This window comes from uncultured Oribacterium sp. (assembly GCF_902481605.1).
GTDB classification, from domain to species: domain Bacteria; phylum Bacillota; class Clostridia; order Lachnospirales; family Lachnospiraceae; genus Oribacterium; species Oribacterium sinus.
The window spans coordinates 20,857-28,152 of record NZ_CABSXI010000031.1; the positions used below are offsets into that span (position 1 = coordinate 20,857).

At 45.7% G+C, this 7,296-nt stretch carries 6 protein-coding genes; 5 read left to right on the forward strand and 1 reads right to left on the reverse strand.

All coding sequences use genetic code 11. The annotated features are described in order from the left end of the window. Positions 1-69 precede the first annotated feature (69 nt). Complete coding sequence (locus RDQ32_RS06860; RefSeq protein WP_007156528.1) at positions 70-306, reverse strand: HPr family phosphocarrier protein; 237 nt, start codon at positions 304-306, stop codon at positions 70-72. A 102-nt stretch (positions 307-408) separates the two neighbouring features. On the opposite strand from RDQ32_RS06860, the gene mtaB reads away from it, so the two are divergent. The 5 genes from mtaB to dnaJ all read left to right on the forward strand — a co-directional run bounded on the left by mtaB (position 409) and on the right by dnaJ (position 7,197). Continuing rightward, complete coding sequence (gene mtaB, locus RDQ32_RS06865; protein WP_308579641.1) at positions 409-1,839, forward strand: tRNA (N(6)-L-threonylcarbamoyladenosine(37)-C(2))-methylthiotransferase MtaB; 1,431 nt, start codon at positions 409-411, stop codon at positions 1,837-1,839. Between the two features lie 529 nt (positions 1,840-2,368). Next, positions 2,369-3,382 carry a heat-inducible transcriptional repressor HrcA gene (hrcA, locus tag RDQ32_RS06870; RefSeq protein ID WP_040648414.1) on the forward strand — a complete coding sequence of 338 codons (1,014 nt, stop codon included), beginning with the start codon at positions 2,369-2,371 and terminating at the stop codon, positions 3,380-3,382. 19 nt (positions 3,383-3,401) lie between these two features. After that, positions 3,402-3,998 (forward strand): nucleotide exchange factor GrpE, encoded by a 597-nt coding sequence (gene grpE / locus RDQ32_RS06875; RefSeq protein ID WP_308579643.1) that lies wholly within the window; start codon positions 3,402-3,404, stop codon positions 3,996-3,998. A gap of 142 nt (positions 3,999-4,140) precedes the next feature. Continuing rightward, positions 4,141-6,015 carry a molecular chaperone DnaK gene (dnaK, locus tag RDQ32_RS06880; protein WP_308579645.1) on the forward strand — a complete coding sequence of 625 codons (1,875 nt, stop codon included), beginning with the start codon at positions 4,141-4,143 and terminating at the stop codon, positions 6,013-6,015. Between the two features lie 69 nt (positions 6,016-6,084). Further along, positions 6,085-7,197: a molecular chaperone DnaJ gene (gene dnaJ, locus RDQ32_RS06885; RefSeq protein WP_308579647.1), complete on the forward strand. Its 1,113-nt coding sequence runs from the start codon at positions 6,085-6,087 to the stop codon at positions 7,195-7,197. Positions 7,198-7,296 lie beyond the last annotated feature (99 nt).

A 7,296-nucleotide genomic window follows, 5' to 3' on the forward strand; every position in this document is an offset into this window, starting at 1 on the left:
AAAGTGCATGAAACCATGCACTTTTGAAAAGCCTTGTATATCTTCTTTCTTTCCGTTAAGATACAACAGTTAAATGATGTAAGGAGCCAGGTGGGATAAAATATCCTCCATCTCTCCATCATCAGCATGAATATTTAAGTCGATGGGCTTGGAAAGATCCAAGGAGAAAATTCCCATAATAGACTTTGCATCAATCACGTAACGACCGGAAACCAAATCGAAGTCCACATCAGAGTAACGAACCAACTCGTTTACAAAGGACTTAACTTTATCAATAGAATTTAATGAAATACGAACCGTCTTCACAGCTTACCCTCCTTTAAAATTGATAACTTTATTGTAGTAATGAACGATTTTAAAGTCAAGCGAAAGCCGTGAAAGAACTGGGATTTTAGAAAGAGGATGAAAATGGAATTAGCAGGACTGCGCTTTGCCATGCACAACTTAGGCTGCAAAGTCAATTCATACGAGACAGAGGCCATGACCGAAGCGATTTTGCAGGAAGGGGCCAGGCTGGTGGACTTTACGGAGGAGGCGGACATTTACTTGATTAACACCTGCTCCGTGACCAATATTGCGGACCGAAAATCCCGGCAAATGATTCATCAGGCTAAGCAGAGGAATCCTGAGGCCATCGTCATCGCCACCGGTTGCTATGTGGAAGGAAAGCAGGAGGAGCTGAAAGAGGATAAGGGCATCGATATTCTTATCGGAAATACCGGAAAAGGCAGGGTGGTAGAGCTGATTAAGGCCTATCGGGAGGCTATGCTGGAAAATGATGCAAGTCCCATGGAGCCCTTTTCCCCGGTGCGGGAGGAGGGAGAGTATGAAAATCTCTTCCTCTCCAAGCCAAAGGATAAGAGCAGAGCCTTTGTAAAGGTGCAGGACGGCTGTAATCAGTTTTGCGCCTATTGTATCATTCCCTATGTTCGGGGGAGAATTAGAAGCCGTAAGGAAGAGGACTGCCTGGAGGAGATTCGCCATTTGGCAAAGGAAGGCTTTCAAGAGGTGGTGCTTACCGGCATTCACCTGTCTTCCTATGGATTGGATTTTGAAAATCTTTCCTATGAATATGCCAGCAGAAAGGCGGAAACGGGAGAGGCTTTACTCCATTTGATTTCTGAGGTGGGAAAGATTTCCGGTATTCAAAGAATTCGTTTGGGGAGTCTTGAACCTAGAATTATTACGGAACGCTTTTTAGCAGGTTTAAAGGAAGTAGAAGCAATCTGCCCTCATTTCCACCTGTCCTTACAAAGCGGTGCGGAAAAGACCCTTAAAGAAATGAATCGTCATTATACGAAAGAAGACTTCAAAAAGGCAGTAGAGGATATCCGAGGAGTTTATCCCTTGGCGGCCATTACTACGGATGTGATTGTTGGCTTCCCCGGAGAAAGGGAGGAGGATTTTCAGGAGTCTCTTACTTTTTTAAAGGAAATCTCCTTCTATGATCTCCACGTATTCAAGTTCTCCAGAAGAAAGGGGACGAAAGCAGACGAAATGAAGGAGCAGATTCCGGATAATATCAAAACAGCCCGTTCCAAAGAGCTTTTGGCACTGGCTTTGGAAGACTCTAAGAAATTTAGAGAGAAATTCTTAGGAAAAGAAAGCTCCATCTTAATAGAAGAAATTCGAGAGATTGAAGGAAAATACTATTACACCGGATTTAATAAAGAATATATCCGCTATATTCTGCCGGTACAGGATGAACTCTTGGCAGTGTTCGAGAAAGACAAAGAAAAGCAAGAAGAAAGATTGGCCCTTTTAGGAAAAGAAGCTATCGGAAGCATTAGAACGGTAAAAGGCTTAGAACTGAAGGGAGAGATGATTTTAGGGGAGTAGGAAGAGCAAACTGTAAAAATCAAGCCTTGCGTTTCTACAGCGTTCTTTCCCCGAACAAGGAGGGGCGGATTTCTCATGCTTCCGACTTTTGGCATTTGTCTTAGATTCAAAAATTTTTTCGATTTTTTTCAATTTTGCATTTTGGCATATTGATTCTATTACTTCTTTATTCAATACATTCGGCTTGCTTTTCCGGTATAGGGCTTATGACGGGGGCAATCTGAGCCCGTGGGTTCTTAGCTTTTGTCTTTTAAAAGTTTAGAACCCCTACGTGGCGAGGTTAGCGGGAGCGTGCCCCGGAGTAAGCCCTATACCGGAAAAGCGAAATCCATATATTCTATAGAAAAAACAGTAAGAAAAATGCGGAAGTCGGAAGCAAAAACTCCGCCCAACTATGTTCATCAGAAATTCACAAAGTTCTTCATAAAAATTCTTGACACATCCTTCCATTAGCGGTATATTATGACCATGTGTTAGCACTCAATACACACGAGTGCCAACAAAGCCGAGAAAGGAGGGAAAGAGTTCTGTGGATCAGAGAAAGGTGATTATTCTCACCACGATTATCAAAAACTATTTGGAAACCGGCGAGCCGGTAGGTTCTCGCACCATCAGTAAGTTTTCCGGTTTGAATCTAAGCTCGGCAACCATTCGTAACGAAATGAGCGACTTGGAAGAGTTAGGGTATATAATACAGCCTCATACATCTGCAGGAAGAATTCCCTCAGATAAGGGTTACCGCTTTTATGTGGACCAGCTTATGGAGAAGCAGGAGCGGGCTTTATCCGATGTGAAGAGCTCTATGTTTGCCAGAATGGAACGACTGGAAAGTACCTTACAAGCTTTGGTAAGAAACATTGCCAGTGACACCCACTACGCGGCCTTAGTATCGGGCCCCAGTATGCAGAAGAACAAAATCAAGTTCTTGCAGCTGTCTTTGGTGGAGAAACAGAAGGTCTTATTCCTTCTGATGTTTCAGGGCAATATCGTAAAGACCATTACCTTAGATATTCCGGAGGATTTGGAGCAGGCTGCCATCCTCTCCTTGAACCTTTTGCTAAATGATGTTTTAGCAGGCTTCTCCGTGGAGGAGCTGGGAGAAAAGGATATCCGCTCTTTAATGGATAGAACGCCTTATAAAGCAACGATGGAAACCGTACTTCGGGGAATGCAGGAGCTTTTGCATCCTGAGGAGGAAGAGGTAGAGATTTATACCTCCGGTGCCACCAACATTTTCAAATATCCGGAGCTTACCGATTCGGAAAATGCCTCCAAGCTGATTTCCGCTTTAGAGCGGAAGGAGGAATTGGCAGGTCTTCTGAAAGATAACGAGTCGGAAGAAAAGGATGGAAGCATTCAGGTCTATATCGGAAAAGAAAGTCCTTTGGAGGACATGGCGGATTGTGCAGTAGTTACCGCAAAGTATCACTTGGGTAACGGTATGCAGGGTACCCTTGGTGTCATTGGACCGAAGCGAATGGATTATGAGAAGGTTTTAAAAACTTTGACAAATCTGATTCAGGATATGGAACGGAGTTTTTAGATAGAGAAAGGAGAAACTTGTGGCAGAAAATACAGAGCAGCAAGGGATGGAAGAGGAGCTTCATAAGGCTCAGGAAGCATCTGCAGAAGTAGATAGGGAAGAGAATGCAGAGGCTGCTTCCGAAGAGACTTCCGGAGAGGAATCCGTGGAGAGTTCTCAGGCTGTAGAGCAAGGAAGCTCCGAAGAGAATCCGGAACTTCTCCAATTAAAGGATAAGTACCTTAGAACCTTGGCGGAGTATGAGAACTTTAGAAAGCGCTCCGAGAAGGAAAAGGCACAGATGTTTGAACTGGGAGCCAAAAGCATTATCGAAGCTCTGCTTCCCGTGGTGGACAACTTTGAAAGAGCTTTAAGTCATGTGCAGGAAGAGGAAAAGGATTCCCCCTTCGTCAAAGGCATAGAAGGGATTTACAAGCAGATTCAGAAGATGTTTGCCGATTGCAACATTCAGGAAATCGAGGCCCTCGGTAAGAAGTTTGATCCGGCTTTACACAATGCGGTGATGACGGAGGAAGAGGGAGATGCGGAGGAAGATACCATTACCCAGGATCTTCAGAAGGGATATACCTATCGGGGAAATGTGGTTCGACACTCCATGGTAAAAGTAAAGAAGTAGATAATAAAAGCAATACAACAGATAGTAAGGCAGTAATGCCTGAGACATGAGCATATCATGTAAGAGTTCTAAAATAACGTTAGTAAGAAAAAGTTTTTAAGAAAAACATTTTTGTATATAGAGAAAAAGGAGAGTAAAGACTATGGGAAAGATTATTGGAATTGACTTAGGAACAACCAACAGCTGTGTAGCAGTTATGGAGGGCGGAAAGCCCGTTGTTATCCCCAATGCAGAGGGTATGAGAACAACCCCTTCTGTAGTGGCATTTACCAAGACCGGAGAGCGTCTTGTGGGAGAGCCTGCAAAGAGACAGGCGGTAACCAATGCGGAGAGAACCATTTCCTCCATCAAGAGACACATGGGTACAGATTACAAGGTATCCATTGACGGAAAGGATTATACTCCACAGGAAATTTCCGCTATGATTTTACAGAAGTTAAAGGCGGATGCGGAGAGCTATTTGGGAGAAAAGGTAACCGAGGCGGTTATTACCGTTCCTGCTTACTTTAACGATGCTCAGCGTCAGGCGACTAAGGATGCAGGTAAGATTGCAGGTCTTAAGGTAGAGCGTATCATCAACGAGCCTACAGCGGCAGCTCTCGCTTACGGTTTGGAGGATGAGTCCGAGCAGAAGGTTATGGTATACGACTTAGGTGGTGGTACCTTCGACGTATCCATCATCGACATCGGAGACGGCGTAATCGAAGTATTGTCCACCAACGGTGATACCCATTTAGGCGGTGATGACTATGACGATCGTATTACCAAGTGGTTGGTAGACGAGTTTAAGGCTGCAGAGGGGGTAGACCTTTCTCAGGATAAGATGGCTTTACAGCGTTTGAAGGAAGCGGCTGAGAAAGCAAAGAAGGAGCTTTCCTCCGCAACCACTACAGATATCAACCTGCCTTTCATTACAGCTACAGCAGAAGGTCCAAAGCACTTGGATATGAAGCTTAGCAGAGCAAAGTTTGAGGAGATTACTGCGGATTTGACAGAAAGAACTGCCCTTCCCGTACAGAACTCTATGAAGGATGCAGGACTTAGCAACGCTGATCTTGGAAAGGTACTCCTGGTTGGTGGCTCCACCAGAATGCCTGTTGCTCAGGAGAAGGTAAAGCAGCTTACCGGAAAAGAGCCTTCCAAGAACTTAAACCCTGATGAGTGTGTTGCCCTTGGTGCAGCGGTACAGGGTGGTAAGATGAGCGGAGAAGAGGGAGCAAGCGATGTTCTTCTTCTGGACGTAACACCGTTAACTCTTTCTATCGAGACCTTAGGCGGAGTGGCTACTCCTCTTATTAAGAGAAATACTACCATTCCTACCAGAGCTTCTCAGGTATTCTCTACAGCGGCAGATAATCAGACTGCAGTAGACATCCACGTTGTACAGGGTGAAAGAGAGTTTGCAAGAGATAACAAGACCTTAGGACAGTTCAGACTGGACGGTATCTTACCGGCACAGCGTGGTGTTCCTCAGATTGAAGTTACCTTTGACATCGATGCCAACGGTATCGTAAATGTTTCCGCTAAGGATAAGGGAACCGGTAAGGAGCAGCACATCACTATTACCTCCGGATCCAACATGTCCAAGGAGGATATTGATAAGGCGGTAAATGAAGCTGCACAGTTCGAAGCAGCGGATAAGGAGAAGAAGGAAGCTATCGAAGTAAGAAACGGAGCGGATTCCATCGTATTCCAGACCAAGAAGGCTCTTACCGATGTGGGAGATAAGATTTCCGACAATGATAAGGCAACTGTAGAAGCTGACTTAAAGGCATTAGAGGATGTTCTTGCAGCCAATCCTTTGGAGGGAATTACCAAGGACGGCGCAGAGCAGATTAAGGCAGCCCAGGAGAAGCTGATGCAGTCTTCTCAGGCACTTTTCACCAAGGTGTATGAGCAGGCTCAGGCAGCAGGTGCAGCCGGTGCCGGAGCGGCAGATGCAGGAGCAACTGCTTCTGAAGGCCAGAGCGGTAACGCTGACGATAATGTAGTCGACGGAGACTTTAAGGAAGTGTAATTCAAAATTTTTCCGGGGAAGACAGGCTTAAGCCTGTCTTTTCCTGGGATTTAAAGGAGAGGAAAATATATGGCAGAAAAGCGTGATTATTATGAGGTGCTGGGGGTAGATAAAAATGCCGATGATAGTGCCATTAAAAGAGCCTATCGAAAGTTGGCAAAGCAGTACCATCCGGACTCTAATCCCGGAGATGAAAGTGCCGCAGAGAAATTCCGGGAAGCTTCGGAAGCCTATGCGGTATTGTCCGATCCGGAGAAGAGAAAGGCCTATGATACCTATGGCCATGCGGCCTTTGATGCGAATTCCGCTGCGGGAGCAAGCTCCGGCTTCGGCGGTTTTGATTTCAGCGGCATGGATATGGGAGATATTTTCTCCGAGTTTTTCGGGGGAGGCTTCGGTTCCTCCTACGGTTCTTCCCGCAGAAGATCCAATATGCCGGAAAAGGGAGCCAATATTCGTGTAGGACTTCGTATTTCCTTTGATGAGGCTATTAAGGGTGTAAAGAAGACCATTAAGATTCGATATAAAGATACCTGTAAGACCTGTAACGGCTCCGGAGCAAAGCCGGGAACGGAAAGACAGACCTGTCCCCGTTGTAACGGTGCAGGTCAGGTAAGAATGACTCAGCAAAGCATCTTTGGTACCATTCAGCAGGTAACCACCTGTCCGGAATGTCACGGAGAAGGAACAGTGGTTAAGGAAAAATGTCCGGATTGCCGTGGAGAAGGTTACATCAACACGGAGAAGAGCATGGAAATTGCTATTCCTGCGGGAATTGATGATGGACAGGCCATTCGTAAGTCCGGAGGCGGAGACCCCGGAAGAAACGGTGGCCCCAGAGGAGACTTACTGGTAGAGGTATCCGTTAGCGATCACCCCTTCTTTAAGAGACAGGGCGTAAATATTTACTCAACAGAGGCCATCAGCTTCCCCAAGGCTACATTGGGAGGAAGCACCATTGTAAAGACCGTGGACGGACCGGTGGAGTTAAAGATTGCTCCCGGAACCCAGTCCGATACCAGAACCAGACTACGGGGTAAGGGCGTTCCATCCTTACAGAACCCCAACGTTAGAGGCGACCACTACGTAACCTTAGTAGTAGAAACCCCGAAGAAATTAAACAAGAAACAAAAAGAAGCTCTGAAAGCCTACGCCGAAGCCTGCGGAGAGAAGGTAGACTAGTAAAAATTCATAAGAGAAGCGAATAATGCAGTATGGTCTGTAATAGGGGCAATCTGAGCCCGTCAGTACTTACTGAAAGCGAGCAAAGCGAAGCTTGAA